The sequence below is a fragment of the Lysinibacillus sp. GW821-FHT14F06 genome (assembly GCF_058803665.1).
The window spans coordinates 28,322-52,442 of sequence record NZ_JBXAPF010000011.1 but is presented as its reverse complement, the minus strand read 5'-3'; the positions used below and the strand labels follow the sequence as shown (position 1 = coordinate 52,442).

26 protein-coding genes and 1 riboswitch are annotated in these 24,121 nt (G+C 37.8%); of the genes, 14 read left to right on the top strand and 12 right to left on the bottom strand.

From position 1 onward, the window contains the following. Positions 1 to 62: 62 nt before the first annotated feature. The 10 genes from AC1RNS_RS12015 (at position 63) to AC1RNS_RS11970 (ending at position 9,845) form a co-directional block, all read left to right on the top strand. Positions 63 to 275, top strand: a complete 213-nt coding sequence (locus tag AC1RNS_RS12015; protein WP_031418413.1) for an acetyl-CoA carboxylase biotin carboxyl carrier protein subunit — start codon at positions 63 to 65, stop codon at positions 273 to 275. 15 nt (positions 276 to 290) lie between these two features. Beyond that, the gene (locus tag AC1RNS_RS12010; RefSeq protein ID WP_492992891.1) at positions 291 to 1,205 is read left to right on the top strand and encodes a hydroxymethylglutaryl-CoA lyase; all 915 of its coding nucleotides are present in this window, start codon (positions 291 to 293) and stop codon (positions 1,203 to 1,205) included. After that, the gene (locus tag AC1RNS_RS12005) at positions 1,205 to 1,987 is read left to right on the top strand and encodes an enoyl-CoA hydratase (RefSeq protein WP_492992890.1); all 783 of its coding nucleotides are present in this window, start codon (positions 1,205 to 1,207) and stop codon (positions 1,985 to 1,987) included. The genes AC1RNS_RS12010 and AC1RNS_RS12005 overlap by 1 nt, the downstream gene beginning before the upstream one ends. 207 nt (positions 1,988 to 2,194) lie before the next feature. Then, positions 2,195 to 3,730, top strand: coding sequence for an acyl-CoA carboxylase subunit beta (locus AC1RNS_RS12000; RefSeq protein ID WP_492992889.1), 1,536 nt, complete (start codon positions 2,195 to 2,197; stop codon positions 3,728 to 3,730). A gap of 71 nt (positions 3,731 to 3,801) precedes the next feature. Continuing rightward, positions 3,802 to 4,503, top strand: coding sequence for a VanZ family protein (locus tag AC1RNS_RS11995; RefSeq protein WP_492992888.1), 702 nt, complete (start codon positions 3,802 to 3,804; stop codon positions 4,501 to 4,503). Between the two features lie 313 nt (positions 4,504 to 4,816). Beyond that, positions 4,817 to 5,575, top strand: a complete 759-nt coding sequence (locus tag AC1RNS_RS11990) for a putative metalloprotease CJM1_0395 family protein (RefSeq protein ID WP_492992886.1) — start codon at positions 4,817 to 4,819, stop codon at positions 5,573 to 5,575. Positions 5,576 to 5,597: 22 nt separating this feature from the next. Continuing rightward, positions 5,598 to 6,092, top strand: a complete 495-nt coding sequence (gene ybaK / locus AC1RNS_RS11985; protein ID WP_492992884.1) for a Cys-tRNA(Pro) deacylase — start codon at positions 5,598 to 5,600, stop codon at positions 6,090 to 6,092. A 684-nt stretch (positions 6,093 to 6,776) separates the two neighbouring features. Next, a complete protein-coding gene (locus tag AC1RNS_RS11980) occupies positions 6,777 to 7,412 on the top strand; it encodes a YczE/YyaS/YitT family protein (protein ID WP_492992882.1) in 636 nt (211 codons plus the stop codon). Between the two features lie 98 nt (positions 7,413 to 7,510). Continuing rightward, positions 7,511 to 8,587, top strand: a complete 1,077-nt coding sequence (locus tag AC1RNS_RS11975; protein WP_492992880.1) for a nucleotide kinase — start codon at positions 7,511 to 7,513, stop codon at positions 8,585 to 8,587. 58 nt (positions 8,588 to 8,645) lie between these two features. After that, entirely contained in the window at positions 8,646 to 9,845 is a 1,200-nt protein-coding gene (locus AC1RNS_RS11970) for a glycine C-acetyltransferase (RefSeq protein WP_492992879.1), read from the top strand. Positions 9,846 to 9,972: 127 nt separating this feature from the next. Here the strand turns inward: AC1RNS_RS11970 and AC1RNS_RS11965 are convergent, their stop codons facing one another. The 6 genes from AC1RNS_RS11965 to AC1RNS_RS11940 all read right to left on the bottom strand — a co-directional run bounded on the left by AC1RNS_RS11965 (position 9,973) and on the right by AC1RNS_RS11940 (position 15,786). Beyond that, the gene (locus AC1RNS_RS11965; protein WP_492992877.1) at positions 9,973 to 11,169 is read right to left on the bottom strand and encodes a CaiB/BaiF CoA transferase family protein; all 1,197 of its coding nucleotides are present in this window, start codon (positions 11,167 to 11,169) and stop codon (positions 9,973 to 9,975) included. Then, positions 11,166 to 12,326, bottom strand: coding sequence for an alpha-hydroxy acid oxidase (locus tag AC1RNS_RS11960; RefSeq protein ID WP_492992875.1), 1,161 nt, complete (start codon positions 12,324 to 12,326; stop codon positions 11,166 to 11,168). The genes AC1RNS_RS11965 and AC1RNS_RS11960 overlap by 4 nt, the downstream gene beginning before the upstream one ends. A gap of 14 nt (positions 12,327 to 12,340) precedes the next feature. After that, positions 12,341 to 13,120 (bottom strand): enoyl-CoA hydratase/isomerase family protein, encoded by a 780-nt coding sequence (locus AC1RNS_RS11955; protein WP_492992874.1) that lies wholly within the window; start codon positions 13,118 to 13,120, stop codon positions 12,341 to 12,343. Between the two features lie 11 nt (positions 13,121 to 13,131). Next, entirely contained in the window at positions 13,132 to 13,803 is a 672-nt protein-coding gene (locus AC1RNS_RS11950) for a methionine ABC transporter permease (protein ID WP_492992872.1), read from the bottom strand. After that, positions 13,796 to 14,821, bottom strand: coding sequence for a methionine ABC transporter ATP-binding protein (locus tag AC1RNS_RS11945; RefSeq protein WP_492992870.1), 1,026 nt, complete (start codon positions 14,819 to 14,821; stop codon positions 13,796 to 13,798). The genes AC1RNS_RS11950 and AC1RNS_RS11945 overlap by 8 nt, the downstream gene beginning before the upstream one ends. A 131-nt stretch (positions 14,822 to 14,952) precedes the next feature. After that, positions 14,953 to 15,786, bottom strand: a complete 834-nt coding sequence (locus AC1RNS_RS11940) for a MetQ/NlpA family ABC transporter substrate-binding protein (RefSeq protein WP_492992869.1) — start codon at positions 15,784 to 15,786, stop codon at positions 14,953 to 14,955. Between the two features lie 88 nt (positions 15,787 to 15,874). Beyond that, positions 15,875 to 15,979, bottom strand: a riboswitch (SAM riboswitch). Positions 15,980 to 16,201: 222 nt separating this feature from the next. On the opposite strand from AC1RNS_RS11940, the gene AC1RNS_RS11935 reads away from it, so the two are divergent. Then, the gene (locus AC1RNS_RS11935) at positions 16,202 to 16,705 is read left to right on the top strand and encodes a PPC domain-containing DNA-binding protein (RefSeq protein WP_492992867.1); all 504 of its coding nucleotides are present in this window, start codon (positions 16,202 to 16,204) and stop codon (positions 16,703 to 16,705) included. Positions 16,706 to 17,165: 460 nt separating this feature from the next. Here AC1RNS_RS11935 and AC1RNS_RS11930 read toward each other — a convergent pair whose 3' ends face one another. From AC1RNS_RS11930 to AC1RNS_RS11910, 5 genes are all read right to left on the bottom strand, one after another. Next, positions 17,166 to 18,341, bottom strand: coding sequence for a pyridoxal phosphate-dependent aminotransferase (locus AC1RNS_RS11930; RefSeq protein WP_492992866.1), 1,176 nt, complete (start codon positions 18,339 to 18,341; stop codon positions 17,166 to 17,168). A gap of 145 nt (positions 18,342 to 18,486) precedes the next feature. Further along, the gene (locus tag AC1RNS_RS11925) at positions 18,487 to 18,657 is read right to left on the bottom strand and encodes a tyrosine-type recombinase/integrase (RefSeq protein WP_492992864.1); all 171 of its coding nucleotides are present in this window, start codon (positions 18,655 to 18,657) and stop codon (positions 18,487 to 18,489) included. Between the two features lie 54 nt (positions 18,658 to 18,711). Next, positions 18,712 to 18,909, bottom strand: a complete 198-nt coding sequence (locus AC1RNS_RS11920) for a hypothetical protein (protein ID WP_492992862.1) — start codon at positions 18,907 to 18,909, stop codon at positions 18,712 to 18,714. A 222-nt stretch (positions 18,910 to 19,131) separates the two neighbouring features. Next, positions 19,132 to 19,302 carry a helix-turn-helix domain-containing protein gene (locus AC1RNS_RS11915; RefSeq protein WP_492992861.1) on the bottom strand — a complete coding sequence of 57 codons (171 nt, stop codon included), beginning with the start codon at positions 19,300 to 19,302 and terminating at the stop codon, positions 19,132 to 19,134. A 20-nt stretch (positions 19,303 to 19,322) separates the two neighbouring features. Next, positions 19,323 to 20,030, bottom strand: a complete 708-nt coding sequence (locus AC1RNS_RS11910; protein ID WP_492992860.1) for a hypothetical protein — start codon at positions 20,028 to 20,030, stop codon at positions 19,323 to 19,325. Positions 20,031 to 20,630: 600 nt separating this feature from the next. Here AC1RNS_RS11910 and AC1RNS_RS11905 point away from each other — a divergent pair. Next, a complete protein-coding gene (locus AC1RNS_RS11905; protein ID WP_492992859.1) occupies positions 20,631 to 21,398 on the top strand; it encodes a hypothetical protein in 768 nt (255 codons plus the stop codon). A gap of 725 nt (positions 21,399 to 22,123) precedes the next feature. On the opposite strand, the gene AC1RNS_RS11900 is transcribed toward AC1RNS_RS11905, so the two are convergent. Next, positions 22,124 to 22,366 carry a DUF3923 family protein gene (locus AC1RNS_RS11900; protein WP_492992858.1) on the bottom strand — a complete coding sequence of 81 codons (243 nt, stop codon included), beginning with the start codon at positions 22,364 to 22,366 and terminating at the stop codon, positions 22,124 to 22,126. 242 nt (positions 22,367 to 22,608) lie between these two features. On the opposite strand from AC1RNS_RS11900, the gene AC1RNS_RS11895 reads away from it, so the two are divergent. Both AC1RNS_RS11895 and AC1RNS_RS11890 read left to right on the top strand, forming a co-directional pair. Continuing rightward, positions 22,609 to 23,067 (top strand): SMI1/KNR4 family protein, encoded by a 459-nt coding sequence (locus tag AC1RNS_RS11895; RefSeq protein ID WP_492992856.1) that lies wholly within the window; start codon positions 22,609 to 22,611, stop codon positions 23,065 to 23,067. A 117-nt stretch (positions 23,068 to 23,184) separates the two neighbouring features. Beyond that, on the top strand, positions 23,185 to 23,979 hold the full coding sequence (locus AC1RNS_RS11890) for a carbon-nitrogen family hydrolase (protein ID WP_492992854.1): 795 nt from the start codon (positions 23,185 to 23,187) through the stop codon (positions 23,977 to 23,979). Positions 23,980 to 24,121 lie beyond the last annotated feature (142 nt).

Here is a 24,121-nt window from a genome sequence, read left to right as displayed (position 1 = left end):
TCAAAGCATTCGCACTTTCTAATGCGTGCGAATGCCTTACTTAAAATTAGGAGTGATGAACAATGGCAACAGTAAAAGCAAGCATGGCAGGAACAGTATGGAAAATCGTGGTGGCAGAAGGAGAGAAAGTGACGGCAGGTCAAGATGTAGCGATTTTAGAGTCCATGAAAATGGAGATTCCTATTGCGGCAGAAGAGGATGGCGTGGTGACAAAGATCATTGCCAATGAAGGGGATTTCATTAATGTTGATGATGATATTTTAGAAATTGAATAAGAGGGAGGCTTCTTGATGCAACTACCAACACATGTAACGATAAAGGAAGTAGGTCCTCGTGATGGCTTGCAAAATGAGAAGACACATCTTTCAACTGCTGACAAGGTACAGCTAGTAAATTTACTTAGTCAAACAGGTTTGAACTATATAGAGGTTACATCCTTTGTGCATCCAAAATGGATACCGCAATTGGCAGATGCAGTAGAAGTGCTTCAGACCATTAAACGACAAAAAAGTATTACGTATGCAGCACTCGTACCGAATATCCGTGGATTAGAACGGGCATTGCAGGCAGAAGTAGATGAAGTGAGCGTTTTTATGTCAGCAAGTGAAAGCCATAATCAAAGCAATATTAATAAAACGATTCACGACACATTTCCAATATTAGAGGAAGTAGTTACAGGGGCCAAGGCAGCTCATAAAAATGTACGTGGATATATTTCAACAGTGATTGGCTGCCCTTATGAAGGTTACATACAACCGGAAAAGGTTTTGCGAGTAACTGAGAAATTATTAGAAATGGGTATCGATGAAATTTCACTTGGTGACACGATTGGCGTTGGTGTGCCGACTCAGGTAGAGAGTTTATTGAACGAATTGCTAAAAAGGTACCCAGTAGAGCATTTTGCTATGCATTTTCATGATACACGAGGTACTGCACTCGTTAATATCCTAAAATCCTTAGAAATGGGCATAACAAAATTTGATAGTGCACTTGGTGGGCTGGGGGGATGTCCATACGCCAAGGGAGCTTCAGGTAATGTAGCCACGGAAGATTTATTGTATTTATTGGATGGAATGGGTATTACAACAGGTATAGAGATGAATAAAGTGCTAGAGGCGGCACTTTTTATTGAAGAGAAACTTGGAAAGACGGTTGCATCTAAACAGATGGCAATTGTCCGTAATGAAAGGAGTGCGAATCAATAATGACGCAGCTCGTTCGTTTTGAAATAGTAGAGGGAAGCATTGGGCTTATAACACTAGCAAGGCCTGACGCTGCAAATGCGATGTCTGTCCAACTACTAAAAGAGTTAGGTGCAGCACTTGATCACATCAACGGAGATTCAGCAGTTCGAGTAGTGCTATTAACAGGTGCTGGGGAAAAGGCATTTTGCGCAGGTGCCGATTTAAAAGAGCGTAAGGGTATGTCTGATCAACAGGTTAGGCAGATTGTCCAGTTAATTGGTGCAACTGTAACGAAAGTAGAAGCACTTTCCCAACCTGTCATTGCTGTGTTAAATGGTGTAGCCTTTGGAGGTGGTCTAGAGTTAGCGTTAGCATGTGATTTACGTATTGCTGCTAAACATGTAAAAGTCGGACTTACTGAGACATCTCTTGGCATTATTCCAGGAGCAGGTGGTACGCAGCGTCTTCCACGTTTAATCGGCATAGGAAAAGCAAAGGAATTAATCTATACAGCGCGCCGATTAAGTGCTGAGGAAGCTAAGGACTATGGCATTGTGGAGTACGTTTACGAGGGCCATGAGGTACATGCTAAGGCAATACAGCTTGCACAAGAAATGGCTAAAAATGCTCCCCTCTCCTTAATTCAGGCAAAAATAGCGATGAATCAGGGGGTTGAGGTGGACTTAGCGAGTGGCTTAAAAATCGAATCGCTCGCATATAGTGCTCTGATCCCTACAGAAGATCGATTAGAGGGCTTGCTTGCTTTCCAAGAAAAACGTGCACCACAATACTCAGGGAAATAAAGTTTTCTTCTATATGAGTAGTGGAACTAACATCCTGTGAAATCACATGTGTAATCAATCAATACCCTGTTGTTACTGTTTTCGATGGATGGAACAGCATGTTGCATGGTGGATTGTAGGAGATAATTTATTTTTTGTAAGAAACCAAAAGGCCGTAAAGTGCCATGATTTTATGGCATAACTGATTGGGCAAAGGGAGGAATTAACATGAGCAATATTTCGACAGATAATTCAACTACACTAAAGGATAAAATTTTAGCAGGTGGTTTACCGAAATATCACGATAAAAATGCACAACAAGGAAAGCTCTTTGTAAGAGAACGACTGGAATTATTACTAGACGATGGATTACAATCAGAGGATGGTCTTTATGCGAACTGTTTAGCAGGTGATTTGCCAGCGGATGGTGTGGTAACAGGAATCGGTAAAATACATGGTCGCACTGTCTGTGTATTAGCAAATGATTCAACAATTAAGGCAGGCTCTTGGGGTAAACGTACAGTAGAAAAAATGATTCGTATTCAAGAAACAGCTGAAAAGTTAAACTGTCCATTACTTTATTTAGTTGATTCAGCAGGTGCTCGTATTACAGACCAATTAGAGATGTTCCCTGGACGAAGAGGTGCCGGGCGTATTTTCTATAATCAAGTAAAACTTTCTGGGAAAGTACCACAAATATGCCTATTGTTTGGACCATCTGCAGCAGGAGGCGCTTATATTCCTGCCTTTTGCGATATCGTTGTCATGGTAGAGGGCAATGCATCCATGTATTTAGGTTCTCCACGTATGGCAGAAATGGTTATTGGAGAAAAGGTAGACTTAGAAACAATGGGTGGTGCAAAAATGCACTGTTCGGTTTCTGGCTGTGGAGATGTACTCGTTAAAACAGAGCAGGAAGCCATTGCATATGCTAGAAAATATTTAGGCTATTTTCCAAATAACTATGCAGAACGTAGCAAGGTCGAAGAAGCAAAACCACCAGCATCATTTGATAAGTCCATTGAAGAATTAATTCCTGAAAATCAAAATGTTCCTTTCGATATGTATAAATTAATCGATCGGATTATTGATGAAGATTCATTTTGTGAAGTTAAAAAATTATTTGCTCCCGAACTAATAACGGGGCTTGGTCGTATTAAAGGACAATCGGTTGGCATTATTGCAAACCAGCCTCGTGTAAAAGGAGGCGTATTATTCCACGATTCGGCTGATAAAGCTGCAAAATTTATTTCCCTTTGTGATGCGTTCAATATACCGCTCCTTTTCCTTGCAGATGTACCAGGTTTTATGATTGGGACGCAGGTTGAGAAGGCTGGCATTATCCGCCATGGTGCAAAGATGATTTTTGCTATGAGTGAGGCAACAGTTCCTAAGCTAACTGTCATTGTTCGTAAGGCATATGGGGCAGGGTTGTATGCAATGGCAGGCCCAGCATTTGAGCCCGATTGCTGTATTGCATTAACGAACGCCCAAATAGCCGTAATGGGACCTGAGGCAGCAGTGAACGCTGTATATGCCAATAAAATTGCAGAGCTTCCGAAAGAGGAGCAAGCAAGCTTTATTGCAGAAAAACGTAAAGAATATCAGGAGGAAATTGATGTTTATCGTTTAGCATCAGAGCTAATCATTGACGATGTGATTGCCCCGAATGATTTAAGAACGGTACTTGAATCACGTTTAGAGCTTTATATGTCAAAATACTTATTATTCTCAGAACGTAAGCATGGAGTAAATCCAGTATAAGAGCATTGAATGTGCTTTTCTTAATGCTGGTATGTGCGGAAATCCTATAGTTAAATTAAAAGGCCGGCTCAATGGTACGAGTTGGCCTTTTGAATTGCTTGCATATAAATATTTATAAACCTAGCTTATTATACCTCTTGCATGGGGATGGGGGGCATATTAAAATATGGGAAGAATATAAGGAAGTAGGTCGTTTAGGCATGCAAAAAAATAACATTTCTAATATGCAAGGTGATGCCAAGCTTCCATTGCCTTATCGTTCGTTGATTGATACATATTATTTTCCCCTAAAAATAATAGGATGGATAATTTTTTGTATCTATTCATTTATTGCTTTTTATAAACTAGTCATTAATCGTCTAGTTGATGTCATCATAATTTTATGGAAGGACGAGTACACACTCGTTGAATTAGGTCTGTTTGATTATAGTAACTGGCGATTAACCACAAATTTTGTACCCTTTGAAACTATTCTGCGCTATATAAACTACTCTCAGTATTTTAATTTGGATATCATTATTATTAATTTACTCGGCAATTTATTAATATTTACACCTATGGGCTTTTTGTTGCCTTTGCTGTCCAAAAAGTTTCGTAAAGCTTGGACGGTGATTTGTGCGGGTTTTTTATCAAGCTTAGCAGTAGAAACGATACAATTTATTTTTACGGTTGGTTCAGCGGATATTGATGATTTGATTTTAAATACGCTTGGCGCATGGTTTGGTTATCTAGCCTATAAAAGTATCCTTATTAAACCTAAAAAAAAATGTTAGAAACAGTCTATGCCAAAAGACTGTTTTTTTGTATAGATTTAACACTATTTGGAAAGTGAAAAAAGTATTAAGTTTCGTAGAAAAGTTTTAATTAAAAGAAAATATAGGATTTTAAAAAGGTATTTATACCTATTTTAGGAATAAAAGATTATTTCTTTAGGAGGTTAGTAGTAATTTGTACTTGAATTTAATATAGAAAATTCCGATAATGAGTGTACAGAAACTGTTCAGGTGGTAGAGATATAGTTAATAGAGGATATTATCATATCTAATATTTAACTTGCATATTAAGTAAGAAAGCTGAGGTGATCATATGAAAATATCAAGTTTAATAGAACATGAAAGAATTTCGCCTTCTAATCGCAAGAAAGTATTACAGCGAAAAGAAGCAGGGGATGCTTATCGAAAAAATGCATTGTATTTTCAGCCAAAGAAAAATCCATTATTGCAAGAGCTTGAGAGTTTATTATTAGGGCAAAAGGATTTAGACCTCTACGAGCAACAAAAAGAGGAGTCGCAGGATGTCACGCCTCAACAACAAGCCATTTTTCAAGAGATGGAACAAACAAAAAAGAGTGTGCTGGTTCATGAACAAGCAAACAAGATGGGCAATAGTGAGGGTTTTGAATCAATTGCCTCTTCTCAACTATCGGATGATGAAGATGTAGTTGGTATGAATCCCGAAAATACGTTACAAATTTTACAACAAGTACGTAATGCGGCATTAACTCCAGCACAGCCTTCTTCTCAAGATTTACGTATTGCGGCCAGTGCAAATGCGCAAATTCAACAAATTCAGGCACAATTACAGGGTCAGGAATTCAATCAAAACGTAATAACTGATAACGAGCCTCCTTATTTAAATGAAGTCATTGAGGTCAAAGTGCCGGAGCGTTTTTCGAAGGAATTGATATTAGATCCATTTGCGGATACAATTTTCGGTAAGAGTTATGGGGAGGCATTCAAGGCAGGGATATTTAAACATGTTTCTGAAAAATATGCGACCCATATCCAAATGGCGAAGAATGGCTATCGACTAGGGAATGAAGCCACTTTCTCAATGATAGCTTAATGATGCAGATGGGAGTTTTAATATGACAAAGGCAAAGCATGCTAAGACGAATGCTATACGATTGTTGGAGCAACAAAAAATACAATTTGAAGTAATTGAATATGAGACTGGCGATGGCCAAGTAGATGGTATTTCGGTCGCTGAAAAAATTGGCCATCCAGCTTCTCGTGTTTTTAAAACATTAGTGGCAAAGGCAAGTACACAAAAGCTTTTTGTATTTGTTATTCCTGTTGCTCAAGAGCTTGATTTAAAAGCTGCTGCGAAAGTAGTAGGGGAGAAAAAAATTGAAATGCTCCCTGTCAAGGAGCTACTGAGCTATACGGGCTACGTCCGTGGTGGCTGCTCACCTGTGGGCATGAAGAAGCTTTATCCGACAGTCATTGACGCATCTGCACTAGAGCAAGGTGATATTATCGTTAGTGCCGGGAAAATTGGGATGCAAATCCATGTACAATTAGATGATTTAATTGCTGTCACAAAGGCAAAGCTGGAAGCGATTACAACTACCCATGAATGAAGGCTGGGTAGTTTTTTATTTGGATTTTTACTCGGATAACGAGGAAAACAGTTTAGGTAGGGAAGCAACATGTTCAGCTAGCGAAGAGAATCGCTCAAATAGAGAGGAAATCCGCTCAGTTAGCTAAGAGGACTGCTCAGGTAGAGAAGAATTCCGCTCGGTCAGTGAAGAGATCTACTCAGGTAGGGGAACAATTCGCTCGACTGACCAAGAGACCCGCTCAGGTGGAGAAGCAATCCGCTCAGCTAGCAAGGAAAACCGCTCGGTCAGCGAGTAGAACTGCTCAGGAAGCCAAAAAATTCGCTAGGCTAATGAAGAGACCGCTTAGGTGAAGAAGCAATCCGCTTGGCTTGCGAGGAGAACCGCTCAGTTGAAGAAGAAATCTGCTCGGTTAGCAAGGAAACCGCTCAGAAAGAGAAGCAATCTGCTCGGATAGCAAGGAGAGCCGCTCAGGTAGAGATGAAAATCGCTCGGCTAACGAAGAGAACTGCTCAGGTATATAAACAAATCGCTCGGTCAGCAAAGGAAACCGCTCAGGAAGCTAAAGAATTCGCTCGGCCAGCAAGGAGAACCACTCAGGTAACCAAAACTTTTTTATAAGAAAAGGCAAGACACATCCCCTCGTTTTAGCTAGAAACTATGGTACAGTTAGAGCAATATCATACATAGAGAGAGGGATATGAAATGCGAAAAATTATGGGGTGGCGTTGGGCGTTTTTTATAGGTGGCTTAATCATTATGTCCCTTGGAATTACTATGTCTATTAAGGGCAAGATTGTAGGAACCAGCCCTTGGGACGTATTGCATGTGGGTTTATTCCAAAACTTTGGTTTATCGATTGGGACGTGGTCTATTTTAACAGGGCTTTTTATTGTTGTTTCCACCTCAATTGTTTTACGACAATGGCCAAAGATAGGAACTTGGCTCAATATGCTACTAATCGGATCATTTATAGATGTTTTTAATTGGCTATTGCCAACAACGAATATATATGGCTTACAGGTTACTTATTTTGTGATAGGTTTATTTGTTTTAAGTTTTGGCTGTGGCATGTACATTGCACCCAATATGGGAGCGGGTCCACGTGATACATTGATGATGATTCTGGTTGAGAAATTTGGTGGGACAATTAAAACGGCGAGAATGGGCATTGAGGTGCTAGTAACAATTTTCGGCTGGTTGCTAGGAGGTCCTGTCGGTGTTGGGACAGTGGTCATTGCTTTAACATCGGGCTATATTGTGCAATACTCATTACCTTATTGCCAGAAGATCTTAATGAAGTGTATTGGCAATGTAGAGGATATGAAGCCGTTCTATTAAATAGGAAGCTACTTTTACCTTAAAGGATAGAAGTAGCTTCTCATTTTTTTTGCTGTTGTTTCATATAATGCAGGGCATAAGATAAAGGAGGAGCGGTATTGAACGGAAATGTGACCTATTATTTTGGACACGCATTGACAGGGCAAGGAATTAAGCAATTATATAAGGAAATGATGGATGAGGCGGAATTGGTTTATCTTTTGCAAGGTGCTCCAACGATGAAGGGGTCGGAGCTTTTAAAAGAGCTTGGTTATTTTTACGTTAAGCAGGGCTTTGCGGTAGAGTGGTTTAAACACGCGCTGTTAGAGGATGTTGTGGAGGCAGTATTTGTTAGAGGATGTAATCGGCTCTATATTTGGTCTTCTGAATGGGGGATTGAACCGACTTTCCTTGGAACAAAGCATCGTGTGCTATCATTTTATGATTGTTTAGAGGACCTCCAGCTCGAGAAAGTTGGCGAACAGCTTGCTGGGTCAATGAAGGAACGAGAGTTATGGCGTGATAAATGTATCGCTATGCTAAGTAAAGCTATTAAGATTCATGATGATTGGGAGATTGTGACACAGAGCTGTATGAATTGGCAAGCATTAAATGATCAAGTGGAAATGTTAAAAACAAACGTGTTTCAATCCATCGTTTTAAATAAATCTGGCATTCGCACACACCGCTTACTGGGAACATTAACACCAAGAGGCGCTGAAAATACAGTAGAGAGTATTACCAAAAATTTAGCTCGTCGATTAATGATAAAAGGTAAGCCGGGAACAGGTAAATCCTCCTTAATGAAGGACTTAGCAGACGAAGCCAATAAGAGAGGGCTAGATGCACAAATTATTTGGTGTGGTTTGGATGCAGGCTCTGTTGATATGGTCATTATCCCAGAATTAAATTTCTGCATATTTGATAGTACAGAGCCACATGTTTTTGATCCACAGGATGGCAGACTGGGGGATGAAATATTTGATATAGGAAAACATTGTGCATTATCCCAGGATGCAGAAGCTCTAATCGAAGATATCCGGGCAAAGTATAAAGAGGCCATGCAGGATGCGATGGGCTACTCCAAACGATATGCGGAAGCAGAGTATACAGTACGTCGATTATTAGACCATTGTCTATCTGCTTCACTTTGGCGAGAAAAAACTGCTCCACTTTTCGAAAGATTAACAAAGTAATTTTTCAAATGGCATGCTTGTGCTACACTAGGAGCTAGAACAGTTTTCCTAGGAAAGGATGATACGCTTGTCAAAAGTATTAAATGCATTTTTAGATGAAAACCTACAAGACTTAAGAGACCAAGGCTTATACAACGAGATTGATCCAGTAGAGGGAGCTAATGGACCTGTTATTCAGGTGCGTGGCAAAGAACTTATTAACTTATCCTCAAACAACTACCTTGGCTTAGCAACAAATGAAGAATTGAAGCGTATTGCCAAAGAGACTATTGATAAATATGGTGTTGGAGCAGGTGCTGTTCGTACTATAAATGGTACGCTTGATTTACATGTTAAATTGGAGGAAAAGCTTGCAGAATTTAAAGGAACTGAAGCAGCTATTTCCTATCAATCAGGCTTTAACTGTAATATGGCAGCGATTTCAGCTGTAATGGATAAAAATGATGCGATTCTTTCGGATCAATTGAATCATGCTTCTATTATTGATGGTTGTCGTTTATCAAAGGCGAAAATCATTGCGTTTAATCACTCTGATATGGATGATTTACGTGCGAAGGCAAAAGCTGCGAAAGAATCTGGATTATACAATAAAGTTATGGTCATTACTGATGGTGTTTTCTCCATGGATGGTGATATTGCTAAATTACCGGAAATTGTTGAGATTGCAAAGGAATTTGATTTAATTACGTATGTGGATGATGCTCATGGTTCAGGTGTAACAGGTAAAGGAAAGGGTACAGTGAAGCATTTCGGTTTAGAAAAAGAAATCGACTTCCAAATTGGTACACTTTCTAAAGCAATTGGCGTTGTTGGTGGATATGTCGCTGGTAAGAAAAATTTAATTGACTGGCTAAAGGTACGCTCACGTCCATTTTTATTCTCAACAGCATTACCTCCTGGAGATGTTGCAGCAATTACGGCTGCAGTTCAAATGTTAATCGACTCCACTGAGCTTCATGATAAACTTTGGGAAAATGGCGATTATTTAAAAGCAGGACTGGCTAAGTTAGGCTTTAATATTGGTGAATCCGAAACACCAATAACGCCATGTATTATTGGTGATGAAAAGCTCACGCAGGAGTTCTCTCGACGCTTATTTGAAGAGGGAGTTTATGCGAAATCAATCGTTTTCCCGACGGTTGCAAAGGGCACAGGTCGTGTTCGTAATATGCCTACTGCGGCTCATACAAAAGAAATGCTAGATGATGCACTTGCAATTTATGAAAAAGTAGGTCGCGAACTAGGCGTTATTCAATAAAAAGGGTTGCCTCTTCGTGAGGTACCCTTTTTTATGTTTAGATGGATAAAACACTCAAAGTGACAGATAGCTAGATTGAATCAACATATTAGAACGCTCGAAATGGATGAAATAGGTTAAAAAAGCTCTATTTTGAATGAATGATATTTGAGGCTTTTAGCTGTTTGATATGTTCATCTGTCATATGCAATGATTTTAAAATTTCCTCATTATGTTGCCCTAATGTTGGAGCGGCTTTTATTAGCTGTCCAGGGGTTTGAGAAAATTTCGCTGGGAATCCCAGTGTACGCATTGGCCCAGCCGTTGGATGCTCATAAGATAGGACCATACCGCGCTCCAAAATATGAGGATCATTCAATGTTTGATCGTAGGAATAGATTGGGCTAGATGGTACACCATATTCATCTAAAAGCTGAAGCCAATATGCAGCTTTATGTTTGACCAATTCACTTTCGATTTCTTCCTCCAATGCTTTAACATTTTGAGCTCGTAAGTAGTTTGACGCGAACAGTGGATTACTCAGCCAATCTGGTCGATTGACGACTTTCGTAGTGAAAATCTCCCATAGCTTTTGATTGCCTGCACCCACTAAAATATAATCATCCTGTGTTTTAAAACTCTGATAAGGTGCGGAGACACGATGCGCAGTACCTGTTCGCTCGGGTAGCTGGCCTTGCCCAAAGTACGCTGCAGCCTCCCAAACCGTCCATGCCAATCCAGATTCTACTAAGGAAACATCAATATATTGCCCTTCACCGCTACGTAGCTTGTAAATATAGGCCATTAAAATAGACTGTAATGCTGTTTGAGCAGCTGCAATATCATTTACAGCAAAGCCAACCTTTACTGGTTTGCCATCTGCTTCACCAGTCATATGCATTAAGCCACTAAGTCCTTGCGCCATAATATCGTAGCCGCCTTTTTGACTGTAAGGACCTGTTTGACCATAACCTGAAATAGAGCAATAAATGAGACCAGGATTAATTTCTTTTAATGTTGCATAATCAATTCCTAATTTTTTAGTGACGCCAGGCCGATAATTTTCCACAAGCACATCTACTGATTGTATAAGCTCCTTAAATAGCTCTAATCCCTCAGATGTTTTTAAATTTAAACAAACACCTTTTTTATTACGATTAACCATCATGTACATATGGCTTTCTTCATTAATAAATGGACCCATTGTACGTGTGTCATCTCCATTGGGATACTTCTCAATTTTAATGACCTCAGCCCCCATATCTGCTAATACCATTGTGCAGTATGGACCAGCAAGCACCTGCGATAGATCAACAACTTTTAAGCCTTGTAATGCTTGATTCATTTTTCATCGACTCCATCTTTTTTCACTAAAGTAATATTTCGTAGTGCTGGAATGGAGGTTACTCCTGCTAATGCAATGGAAACTTTCAATTCATCGTATAGATTTGTCATGACTTTTTCGACTCCTTGCTGTCCATCTAACGCTAGTCCATAGACAAAAGGACGACCAATTGCTACTGCATCTGCTCCTAAAGCAAGTGCTTTGAGGGCATCCATGCCACGATACACGCCACTATCTAAAATAATAGGAATTTGTCCATTTACTGCTTTTACAATTGCAGGAAGCGCATCAAGTGATCCTACTACGCCATCCAACTGGCGACCTCCATGATTTGAAACGATAATACCATCAATACCATTTTCTATAGCTAATTTTGCGTCTTCAGGATGTAGAATACCTTTTAATAGAATAGGAAGATTAGATCGACGCTTTAATTCACGTACATTTTCCCAACTTAAGGTAGGATGGAAAACATTTTGCAACACACCTTGTACGTAGGATTCAAACGATTCATCCGGCAGAGAAGCCATAAACACGGGATCATTGATATAGTTACCTCTTGCATAGCCTAGCTTTAAAGGCGAAAATTGGTTGCGTACATCCTCTTCACGCCAGCCAAGCATAACTGTATCGACTGTGAGGACGATTGCTTCAAAGCCAGCAGACTCTGCTCGAGTGGCCATACTATAAGCAATTTCCTCATTAGTAGACCAATATAACTGAAACCATTTTGTAGCAGTAGGGGCAGCTTGTGAAACATCCTCAAGTGCATAGCTAGAAACCGTACTTTGTATATAGGGTATTTTTAATTGTTGAGCAGCGCGAACAACCGCAAGCTCTCCATCATCATGCGCCATCTTATTCATACCAACTGGGGCAAATAACAATGGCGTTGGATATGTTTTTCCGAAAAGCTCAATTGAAGTATTAATACTTGAAACATCATTTAAAAAGCGGGGCACAATGGAGTATTTTTCAAAAGCTGCACGATTATTGCGCAATGTTTGTTCGCCACCAGCACCTGAGCGTATGTATCCAAAAGGTCCAGCTTCCATTTTTTCCGCTACAGCCTTCTCTAAATCATCAAAACAAATGGGGAAGGGAGCTTGGGCAGTTATATTTTTTAATAGAAGGTCTCCATTAGTTGTTTTTGTCATCGTTACTACCTCACTTATTTATTAAAAATAGGCTTTCTTTTATTTAAAAATGCCTGTATACCTTCGTTATAATCCTCTGCACTAAAGGAGTTGAGAATGATTTGAGCTAGCACATCATTTTCTTCATTTTCACCATCTACAATAGCTTGGATAATTTTTTTAATGCCTGCATTGGCCACAGATGATTTACTTAAGAGTTGCTCAGCGAATTGCTGTGTGGCATTTTCAATATTCTCTGGCTCATGTAGGGCGGTAATCAAGCCAATGCTTTTTCCTTCTTCAGCTGTAAAAATATTTGCTGTGTATAAAATTTCTTTTGCCTTAGCAACTCCAACAATATTGATAAGACGTTTTGTACTTTCAAGATTATAGACAATGCCAATGTTTGCGGCAGTGATGCCTAGTTTACTTTTAGGTGTAGCAATTCTAAAATCACAGGCATTTGCTAACTCTAAGCCGCCACCAATCGCTAAGCCCTGTATCATAGCTATGGTTGGGTGCGGAAATTTATAGAGTGCATCAATTGCCCTTAATGCTAAATCATTGTATGCCTTCGCATTGTCAGCTGCATAACGAATATCTAAAAACTCACTAATATCTGCCCCTGAAGAAAAGGCTACTTCATTCACGCCGCGGACAATTAAAAGTTTAATAGAAGGGTCAGAGCTTAAATGACTAAGCTCATCCAAAATAGCCTGAAACATTTCCCTTGATAAAGAGTTACGTTTCTCAGGACGATTAATTACTAAAGTTGCTATATAACCATTTTTCTCTATATAAATTTCCTTTGTCACAGTGCTCCTCCTTAATCCTTCTTAAGTTTTGCTGCAAATCGATTGCCAATAGATTGAATACTCTGAACAAGGATGATTAAAATAAAGACGGTCGCATACATAACATCGACCTCATAGCGTAAATGACCATAACGGTAAGCAAGATCACCTAAACCACCCGCACCAACCATACCTGCCATTGCCGTTGCTCCAATAAGACCAATTGTGGCAATGGTTAAGCCTAAAATAATAGAAGGGCGAGCCTCGCGTAATAAAACATTCCAGATGATATGACGACGTTTAATGCCCATTGCTGTATAAGCCTCTACAACACCTGGGTCCACTTCTAAAAGTGCTGTCTCCATCAGTCGTGCGATATAAGGTGCCGTATAAACAACAAGTGGTACAATCACACCTTTCACACCAATAGTTGTCCCAACAATTAGTTTTGTAAACGGTAAAATAAAGAAGAGTAAAATGATAAATGGAACAGAGCGAATTATATTAATGAATAAATTGAAAAATTGATAAAGAAATTTATTTTCGAAAGATTGACCAGGACGTGTTAAAACAATTAAAAGTCCTAATGGAATTCCAATGACTATGGAAAAGAATAAAGAAATTCCGACCATTTGGAAGGTTTCGATAATTGATTTCCCAATAACATCTGACCAATCTGTAAAGAAGCTTTGAATACTATCCATTTTGGTCGCCTCCTAATTCTTCTACGGCTACGCCATTTTCTGTGAAATACGTTAATGCCTTTTGTACAATATGCGTTTCACCATTTAAATGAACGACGATATTTCCGACGATGCCATTTTTTAATTCAATAATATTGGCAGTTAAAATATTTGGCTGAACATCGTAAACTTTGCTGACCTCTGCCAATAACGGTTTTCCAGTACTTTCGCCGAGAAATGTTAGACGAATAACACTCCCTGAAACATTGAGCTGCTGAATAAGGGAAAGAGATAGATTGCGCTGTGAAATCGTGCTCAAGAACTTTCTCGTTGTTGGATGCTGTGGCTTCGCAAAAAGATCAATAGCTGAACCATATTCCACAACTTTCCCTGCTTCAAGAACAGATACGTCATCGCAGATTTTTTGTATGACATTCATTTCATGCGTAATAAGTAATATAGTAATGCCCAGCTCACGATTAATTTTCAATAGTAGTTCAAGAATGGCTTCTGTTGTTTCTGGATCAAGTGCACTAGTCGCTTCATCACTTAGTAAGATTTCAGGTTCTTGTGCCAACGCACGTGCAATAGCAACACGTTGTTTTTGACCACCTGAAAGCTGACTTGGAAAGCTCTCTAATTTTTCTGTTAAGCCAACAATTTCAGCATATTTCGCCACACGATTTTTCACTTCGGTATCGTTATAGCCAAGTAGCTTTAATGGGACAGCTATATTGTTATAAACGGTTGCTGTTTTTAAGAGATTAAAATGCTGAAAAATCATCCCGATTTTTTGACGAGTCTTACGAAGATCATTAAGGGAAAGGGAAGTAATATCCACATTGTTGATCCAAACTTTTCCTGCAGTTGGGCGTTCCAATAGGTTAACACAGCGAATAAGTGTGCTTTTACCTGCACCACTATAGCCAATGACTCCATGAATTTCACCTTTTTTAACATGAAGGTTAATCCCATCAACTGCTCTGACAATACCTTTTTTTGTTTTAAATTCTTTGGATATATTTTTTAACCGAATCATATGGATGTCTCCTTTCTAAAAAGCAAGAATCTGCTCGCTTTCCCAGAGGAGTCTCGCAGATTCTCTATTTTATCCTGCATTTAAACTAATAATCTGTGGAAAATCCCTGCTGATTAAAGTTTCACTACTGTTTACCAGCTTGCAATGACAGATCCTTTAAATTCATCTTCAATAAATTTACGTACTTCATCAGATTGATAAGCTTCAACGAATTTTTTAATGGTTGGATCGTTCTCATTTTCGGCACGTACTACAATATAGTTTACATAAGGAGAGTCAGTAGATTCTAAAAGGATAGAATCCTCTTTAGGATTAATGCCAGCCTCAAGCGCAAAGTTTGTATTAATAGCCGCTACATCAACCTCACTAAGCTGCTTTGGAATTTGTGCAGCCTCTAACTCTATGAATTTTAAATTTTTCTTGTTTTCCTCAACATCACGGATAGACGCTGTTAGGCCAGCACCTTCTTTTAATTTAATAAAGCCAGCCTCTTGCAGGACGAACAGCGCACGAGCACCGTTTGTTGGATCATTTGGTAAACCAAATGTTGCACCGTCCGGTATTTCATCAAAAGATTTATATTTTTCAGAGTAAACACCCATTGGATTCAGAATAGTTTTTCCTACTGGTACTAAGTCTGTATCATGATCTTTATTAAATGTATCTAAGAAAGGCTTGTGCTGATAGCTGTTTGCATCAAGATCACCTTCAGCTAATGAAGTATTAGGCAAAACATAGTCAGAGAAGGATTTAAGCTCTACTTCCAAGCCTTTTTCCTTTGCCACTTTAGCTGCAATCTCTGCAATTTGTTCATGTGGACCAGAAGTGACACCTACTACGATCTTATTTTCATCAATAGCCTTACCTTGATCGCCTTTACTATCTTCTTTTGTACCACAGCCTACTAATGCTGCTGCTAATGTAAAACCTGCTAAGCCTAATAAAAATTTGTTTCGTTTCTTCATGAAAATGACCTCCAAAGTTTGTTGTATCGATTTTTAAAAATAAAAAAACTCTCTTATAAACTAAGAGAGGCTCATGAAAAAACGTCCTCTCTTATCTATCAAACGATGATCGTTTGCAGGATTTAGCACCTTCCTTTAAAAAGGAGGTTGCCGAGCTTCATAGGGCCAGTCCCTCAGCTACTCTTGATAAGAGATATATAGTATTTTTATAAATCCGATAGAACTAATATAAATTATAGGTTATTATTAGTCAATAAATATTTTAATTTTTTATTTAATTTTGATTTAATGGATGTTTGTATGTCCGCTGAATCAGGTAAAGCCCCAGAGGATGTCATGAATTTTATAGAGGAACTTATCAAGTGAGCTATATTTGGTAACGATAATAAATGTATAAGCAAAAAGAGGTGTATAGATGTCTATAAGAGTAAATTATGGAGTTGGAGCATTTGGAAAAGTGATTAGTGCTCGTATTTTAATGGGAACTGATATTATCGAGGGTATAGAGGCTATCTGTCAAGAGAACGATATTGAGTCGGCTACCCTTGTTAGCTGTATTGGCAGTTTTCAAAAAAGTAGTTTTGTTTATTTAGTACCGGATGAGACATCTAAAATCAATGTCCGTTTCTGTGAAGTGGTTAAAAAAGAGGGCCCGCTTGAATTTATTCAAGGTGCTGGTGTTGTGTGTAAACGTGATGGGGAATATGAGACACATCTTCATGGATCAATGAGTGATCAATGGGGCCAAGTATCGGGAGGACATTTGGTGAAGGGGGGGAATATTGTGATTACAGCCGATATCGTTTTAGCAGAGGTACAGGGCATTCAGCATATTCGCCAATTTGATGATGAAACAGGACATGTTCAATTTTATCCCTTAGAAAAAGACTTACAGAGTCCAAGAAAGATTGAGAAATGAAAAAACTGTTCTATGGCATTGCTGTAGAACAGTTTTTTTAATTTGATTATATCAATTATTCCTCGGCATAATTGCGTCCAGAATCGGCTTTGTGCTAAGGCCAGCGTGATGCAGGCAGTTAGCCGTTATCGCATGGATGCGATACATCCTTTATTAACTCCTTTTCGATTCTGTGACATCCGCCAGAGGCTTTGGGCCAACAGATGTTTTTTGTGCGAAAGCATAGTGCTAACGCAGCGGCAGCAACATGATGTTGGTCTCAAGTCGTGTGTTGTTGCTGCTGTCGCTTCGCTTTCGCACAGATAAAACCGTGTTGCTGTCGCTTCGCTTTCGCACAGATAAATTGCCATAGGACGTGGAGTTCTTAGACTGAGTTCCTCTATTTCAGCGGGTGTTTGGACACCTCTGAAAAGTAGCTTAAATTCGCATTCATCTCACCACCTATAGAGGTGGGAGACTTCTACTGAAAGAAGTTAAATAAATTTAATTGTTCGATTCGATTTATGGCTTCACGTAAACGCTCTTCGCTTACAAGTAAGCCAACGCGGACATAGCCCTCACCATATTGTCCAAAGCCATTTCCTGCTGCTACAGCAATATCTGCCTTGTCGAGTAAGAGATCTGCAAATTGTTCACTTGTATAGCCTACTGGAACGGGGAGCCATGCAAAAAAAGAGCCCTTAGGTGCAGTTACATGCCAGCCAATACGCTGAGCCTCTTCGATTAGGACATTTCGTCGACGTTCATAAGTGGCTCTGAGCTCGTCTGCACATTCCTGTGATGCTGAGAGTGCAATCGCCGCTGCTTGTTGTACAGCAGGGAATTGACTGCAAAAAAGGTGATCTTGTATTAGATTGATAGCAGCAATAATATCAGCATTCCCAACTGCAAAGCCAATGCGCCACCCTGCCATATTGTATGTTTTGGATAGTGTATACATTTCAATTCCAACATCTTTAGCACCATCTGCCTGTAGGAAGCTAACAGGTTTGTTTCCATCAAATCCAATTGCCCCATAGGCAAAATCATGTGAAACGATGATATTATGCTCTTTTGCAAAGCGAACGGTTTCCTCGAAAAATTCATTTGTTGCAGTACCACCAGTTGGATTATTAGGGTAATTCAGATATAGAAGTTTCGCCTGTTCTTTTATACTATCAGATAAAGCTGTGTAATCGGGAAGGAAGCTATTCTCTGCAAAAAGTGGCAGTACTTCAACATTTACATCCCCTAATACAACCCCTGATAAGTAATCAGGATAGCCAGGATCGGGTAATAGCATTGTATCCCCAGGATTTAATATAGCTAAAGGTAATTCAACAAGGCCGATTTTTGTACCACCGAGAATAGCCACTTCTGTGTCGGGATCAATGTCTACATTGTATTCACGTTTGTAGAAATTGGCTGCAGCCTGGCGTAATTCAGCAATGCCGCGAAACGGTGGATATTTATGATTAAGGGGATTTTCAGCTGCCTCCTGTAGAGCCTTAATAATATGTGGAGGAGTAGGTTGATCAGGATTTCCCTGACCTAGATTAATAACATCACGACCTTCAGCTAAGGCAGCATTTACTTTTTGCACAAGTGCTGCAAAAAACTGAGTTGGGAGTTGCTGTAGTTTTTTTGAGAATTCCATGCACATTCACCTTTTTCAGAATATAATAATTATTGTTAAAGAATATGATGCAAATACTATTACTTTTTTTACTAATTGTCTAGACCCTTTATAAATAAAGGGGTTGAAATTCTCTAAAAACCACAGGCGACAAAAAGCGACCAAATTACAAAATCTTATTAAATAAATCGATTGCAGCTTTTTTATCTTCTTTAGTCAAATGGCTATATATGTTCATAGTTAACCCAACATCACTATGCCCTAATTGTTCTTGCATAATTTTAAAATTGGCATCGTTGCTTAATAAGTAAGATGCACAAGAGTGTCTCAAAAGCATGGAAATTTATCTTTGGTAGTTCAGGTTTTTTCGAATGGCGCCTCCAGGTATTGCTTATTTAGGACTTGCTATAAATTTTATTTCTGATGTTTTTGTATCATATCTTTTCCAACCGATTTCAGGTTTCAATAGTTGACTTCCTAGAATTGCACTATTTTCAGGCGTATTATCTAAATTAGTTACCCCTTCTTCATAATCTATAGCTTCGGCAGCTGAAGCACTTTCAATATTAAAACTTACTAGTGTTAGCATAATTAATGCTAAATAAATAAAACCATTTTAAAAAAACTTAATCACTTATGTATCCTCCTTAAAATTGTCTAAGGTTATTTCTTTTAATAACCTACAATTACAACTTTAACCAAATACATATGCTTATTTACCATAATAAAAATCGTCTTATTCTAATAAAAAAAGCCACTCATTTTGAGTGCTAAATTCCTTATATTTGTACATGAAAAAACAGACAACCATTTAGTTATCTGTTTCCTCATCTATACGCTGCAGTAAATCACCTAAATTCTTTACATCCAGAGCAACCATAATTTTCTCAAGTGCATCCTTTGGATACATCTTCATTTTATTGTTAGCAATTTCACTAATCAAACGTATTATTGTAAGTCCTGTTTGTTCGGCTAAATCCATCTGACTCATCCTCCTGTAAATTAATCTTGAATAGTAGTTAAAATTCCATCTTCAAAATATAGATATTTATAATCATAATAAACCCATTGCTCACTTACACCATATGTAGTAGTTGTTCTGTTAATTTCTATAGGTTTACCCCATCCGTCTACCAAAACTTCTTCTTTTGTCATCCCAATGTAAACTGCTTTAGGATTCATAGTTCTCTCATTAATTTTAAATTCAAGTTCGCTTTTTTTATATTCAAGTTTCCTTTTTTCATTTTCTGCTTCGTATATAGCTTCATTTTCTTCTGATTTTTTAATCCACTTTTCCTCTTTCTCTTTTGCAACAATTTTTAATTCATTAACTTTTTCTTTAATCTCATCTGGTATATATTTTATCTCTTCAAGTCTTTTAAGTACGTATTCATATTTTCCTAGAGTCGCACTTGTGTATACTCTCGGTAGGTTTTCATCTACACCATTGAATTTATCAAATGCTAATGCAAGATTATTATAATCTTGTTGTATTTCGTTTGCTTTTCCTTCTGTTTTAGTAATTAGAGTATCAAAATTGTCATTCTTTACTAATTGAATATATTCTTGTTCTTCTGCTGTAATTTCACGACTATATGCTTCTACTATTTCACTATCTGCATTTACCTTATCATTATCTTGTTTTTCTTCACCACATGCGCCTAAACCTAAACTTAAAACTAACGCTGCACTAAATGCTAATTTTTTCATAATTTATTCCCCCTCTATATTTCCTATTTTAGGAAATCGGAAGATAAAAGTACATAAAAAAAACAGATAGCTGTGATTAGTTATCTGTCTCACGATCTGTATGGGACTGTTTAGCTTGTTCAATTACTTCCTTAAATGGCTTTAATCTCCTCAATTGTATAACCAGCTTCCAGTAGTTCTTGGGTTGTTTGTTCTAGTTTGTCCATTTTGAAATTCTCATTTAAATTTTATCTATCTACACATTAATAATATCGAAATTTACTAGAAATATCAAAAGAGCTGTATTGGTAGGAGCGTGTAGTAAGGTTGTAGAACGTTCCAATAGAAAGCCGAATATTCATCTTATTATAGAAGAAACTACTAATAAAGAACGTCCAGTATCTTTCTATAATTGGTTAAATGAAAGAGATAGTCTCTCACAATCAATAAGTAACAGACAATGTAATTTAGCGAATTGGGTAGAATGGTAGATGGGGGGAAATAATGTTATGGAAAAACACTATACTTTTGTAGGGTTTTTAACATCCGTTGATAGAATATTAAGTTACTGGTATATAATACTAAGAAATTATGTTTTTATAACTGAGTAGGAGGAGAATGATGAAAAAATTATTTATTGTGTTACTAGCAGCATTCGTATTTGCAGTAGTAAATCCAACAAAATCAGAAGCGAAAGTGATGTATGATGGAGCAGAAGTTGTAAAAGGGCAAACAGGGAAAATGACCTTTAAAAAAGACATTAAGGTATACAAGAAAAATTCAGATGGTACGTTTGATTCGTTAGTGGTTAAGCAAAATAACTTCTTTAGAACGTATGATATTGAAAAATATGATGGCAAAATATTTTACCAGATGGGGCAATATCGCGTACAAGCAACGGATTTGGTAGTTTTCAAAGAAGTACCAGTAAAAATTCGTTCATCTTTCTATAACAATCCAACTTATATTTATATTAATCGTGACCAAATTGGACACTTTATGAGTTACGGAAAATATTTTAATAAAGATGAAAAGCTCAATGGACAAGCGGCCAAGATTTCTTTCTCAAATGACGAACAATTCCTTTCTTATTGTTTCATGGATGCAGATGGAGAAATATGTATGGGATATCAAGGGACAGATATTAAAATAGCAGAAACGATAAAAAGAAAAGAAGGCGTGCGTTATGAGTTAACAGCGGATACGCGAGCGCAACTTAGTCCAATAGAGGGATACGTTCGAGCTGATGATAACAGAATGTATTTAAAGGGAAGCGTTTTTTCATCGCTAGGTATTGAAATTAATGGTTATCTATATGTAAGGAATGAATCGGATTCGTTAGTTAGCTATTTTCCAATAAAATTATTAAAGTCAGTTGGAGATAAGTGATATATTATGAATTATATATAGCCCTCTTATTTAATTGATAAGGGGGCTATTTTTTATGGCTAATTGGCATGTGGATAGGATGTTTGTCGATGTCTTAGGTTTAGATGAAAAGACCACTCCGTGATGGGTGGTCTTAAAGTTTGTTTCAATAGAAAAATAGGCGACTTTGGGCGACCAAAAAGCGACCAAACGATTAAATATATACAGATTTATTTGGTTTTAGATGTAGCCCATTGGAAAGTCAATAGACTAGAATGGGCTACAATAAACACTTTTGGAAGCATCAAAACTTAATTGTACTTGTGATTTGAAAGCTATTACTTTTTTTACTAATTGTCTAGACCCTTTATTTGCAAAAACTTTGGAAAGTTCTAAAAAACTTCAGGTGGCATTTAATTCAATTGTAGCTATTTCTAATGCCGTTTTTAATAAGGAGGAGCAATCGCGGAATCCAAATGACGATTAAGAACAAGATAGCTTAATTGCCGTCTTAGTCCTTTTTCTGTTTTATAAGATCAATTTGTGTAAATATAAATTTTAAGCCAAAAAAATATAAAGATCCTTTTAATACTATATTTTTTAGTTAACTCATCTTGAACGGTTAAATTCATTAATAGACTACAGAATAAAAGTATAATAATTGCAAAGAATGCTTTTAATGCAACTTTCATGTACCTCCTCATAAAAAAAGCCACTTTTTATAAGTGACTTAGAAAAATATTGATTCAAGATAGTCTTCTTGTAGAATTATTGACTGTACTTTTTCTAACTAAATAAAAATAAATAAGTAGTATTAGTTGGAATAGTACAACGATTAGAAAGGCTACACCTAAAATAATGAAGGATATCATTTTGATTTCAGAAGTTTGGACTACCCCTGCAAAATCAACTTTTCTGACTCCAATAAATATGGCCACAGCAGCAAAGATAACTAGCCACACAAAATTTATAGCCCACCATATTTTCATTTTCATAATAAACCTCCTCTTTCTATGCTTAATTGTTGGGTAACAGGAAGTTGATCTAGAACCTCAATGTTATAATACATAAATTTTCCTTTAATGGTTTAATTGTAATGCTATACATTTTTATTGGCAACAAACTTTAGGCGGTGCTATTTCTCAGCCCTAAGACCGACTACCTGGAAAATAATATAAAATATTCCTTGATGTTTATATGATATAAAATGATCCTGAAAGGTGATAGAAATATGGATATGAATAGTATTGTGGATATATTGCATAGAACACACATAGCGGTTGAAGAGGAAATTCAAGGATGTAGTGAAGACGAAATTAAAGAACTAGAAAAGGAAATTGGACACAGTTTGCCTACTCTGTATCGCAATTTTTTGTTAAATGTGGGGCATCATGCAGGTTTGCTATTTCAGGGTACAGATATTTTCTTTGGAAGTATAAAAGAATTAACGCAAGAAGCGAACGAGTTACTAGAAGAAAACTATAAATCTTTCAATTTACCAGAGGATGCTTTTGTATTTTCTATGCATCAAGGCTATGGATTTAACTATTTTAGATTTAGTGAGGGTAAAAATCCTCCTGTATATCAATATATAGAAGGGGAGGGAGATTCCAAGTTAGCTTGGAAAAGTTTCAGCAGTTTTCTTTTAGATGAAATAAATGCGACTTTCGAATTTATCAAAGTTCTGTGATAATTCTAACAACTGGATAAATATAAATTAGTCTAGATTTAAATGTTGTATAATGAAATGTGTTAAAGCGTATTTGTATTTGAAAGTTATTACTTATGGTCAAGAGGAGGAATAGTAATGAAAATGGGCTGTATCCAATTGAATGTAGGCTTTGGCAAAGTTGATGAAAATTTTGCTCGAGCTGAGGAGAAGATTCGAGAAGCTGCAAATCGAGGTGCAGAAATTATTGTACTGCCAGAAATGTGGAATACAGGCTATGCACTTGAGCGTTTACCAGAGCTAGCGGATGAAGATGGGGTGCGTACGAAAGCTTTTTTAGCAAGTTTGGCGAAGAAACTTAGTGTACATATTGTGGGCGGCTCTGTTGCAACAAAAAAGGGCGATAAATTTTACAATACAATGTATACATTTGATAAAAATGGTCAGCTAGTAGGTGAATATAGCAAGGCACATCTCTTCCGTTTAATGGACGAGCATTTATATTTAGAGGCAGGCGATGAAATGAATCGCTTTACGCTCGGAGATATAGAGGCAGCAGGAGTAATTTGCTATGATATCCGCTTCCCTGAATGGCTTCGTGCCCACGCTTTAGAGGGAGCAAAGGTTTTATTTGTGCCAGCACAATGGCCAACACCTCGTATCGACCATTGGAAAACTTTGCTTCAAGCGCGTGCCATCGAGAATCAATGCTTTGTTATTGCGGTAAACCGTATTTCCAAAAAGGTAGAAAACTTCAATGGCCAGTCTATGATTATTCAGCCATGGGGAGAGGTTCTTTGGGTTGGCGCTGATGATGAAGAAGTGGCTGTTATTGACGTAGACTTTTCTATTGTTGATGAAGTCCGAGGCAGAATTCCAGTTTATGATGACCGAAGACCTGGATTATATAGTGGCGTAACTGCGAAAAGCTAATGATTTGGTAGCAAGCTCAAGAAGCGGAGCGACTTGAGCTTACTAGCCCCGAGCGAAAAGACAAGAGCCCCGAGCGAAAAGACAAGAGCCCCGAGCGAAAAGACAAGAGCCCCGAGCGAAAAGACAAGAGCCCCGAGCGAAA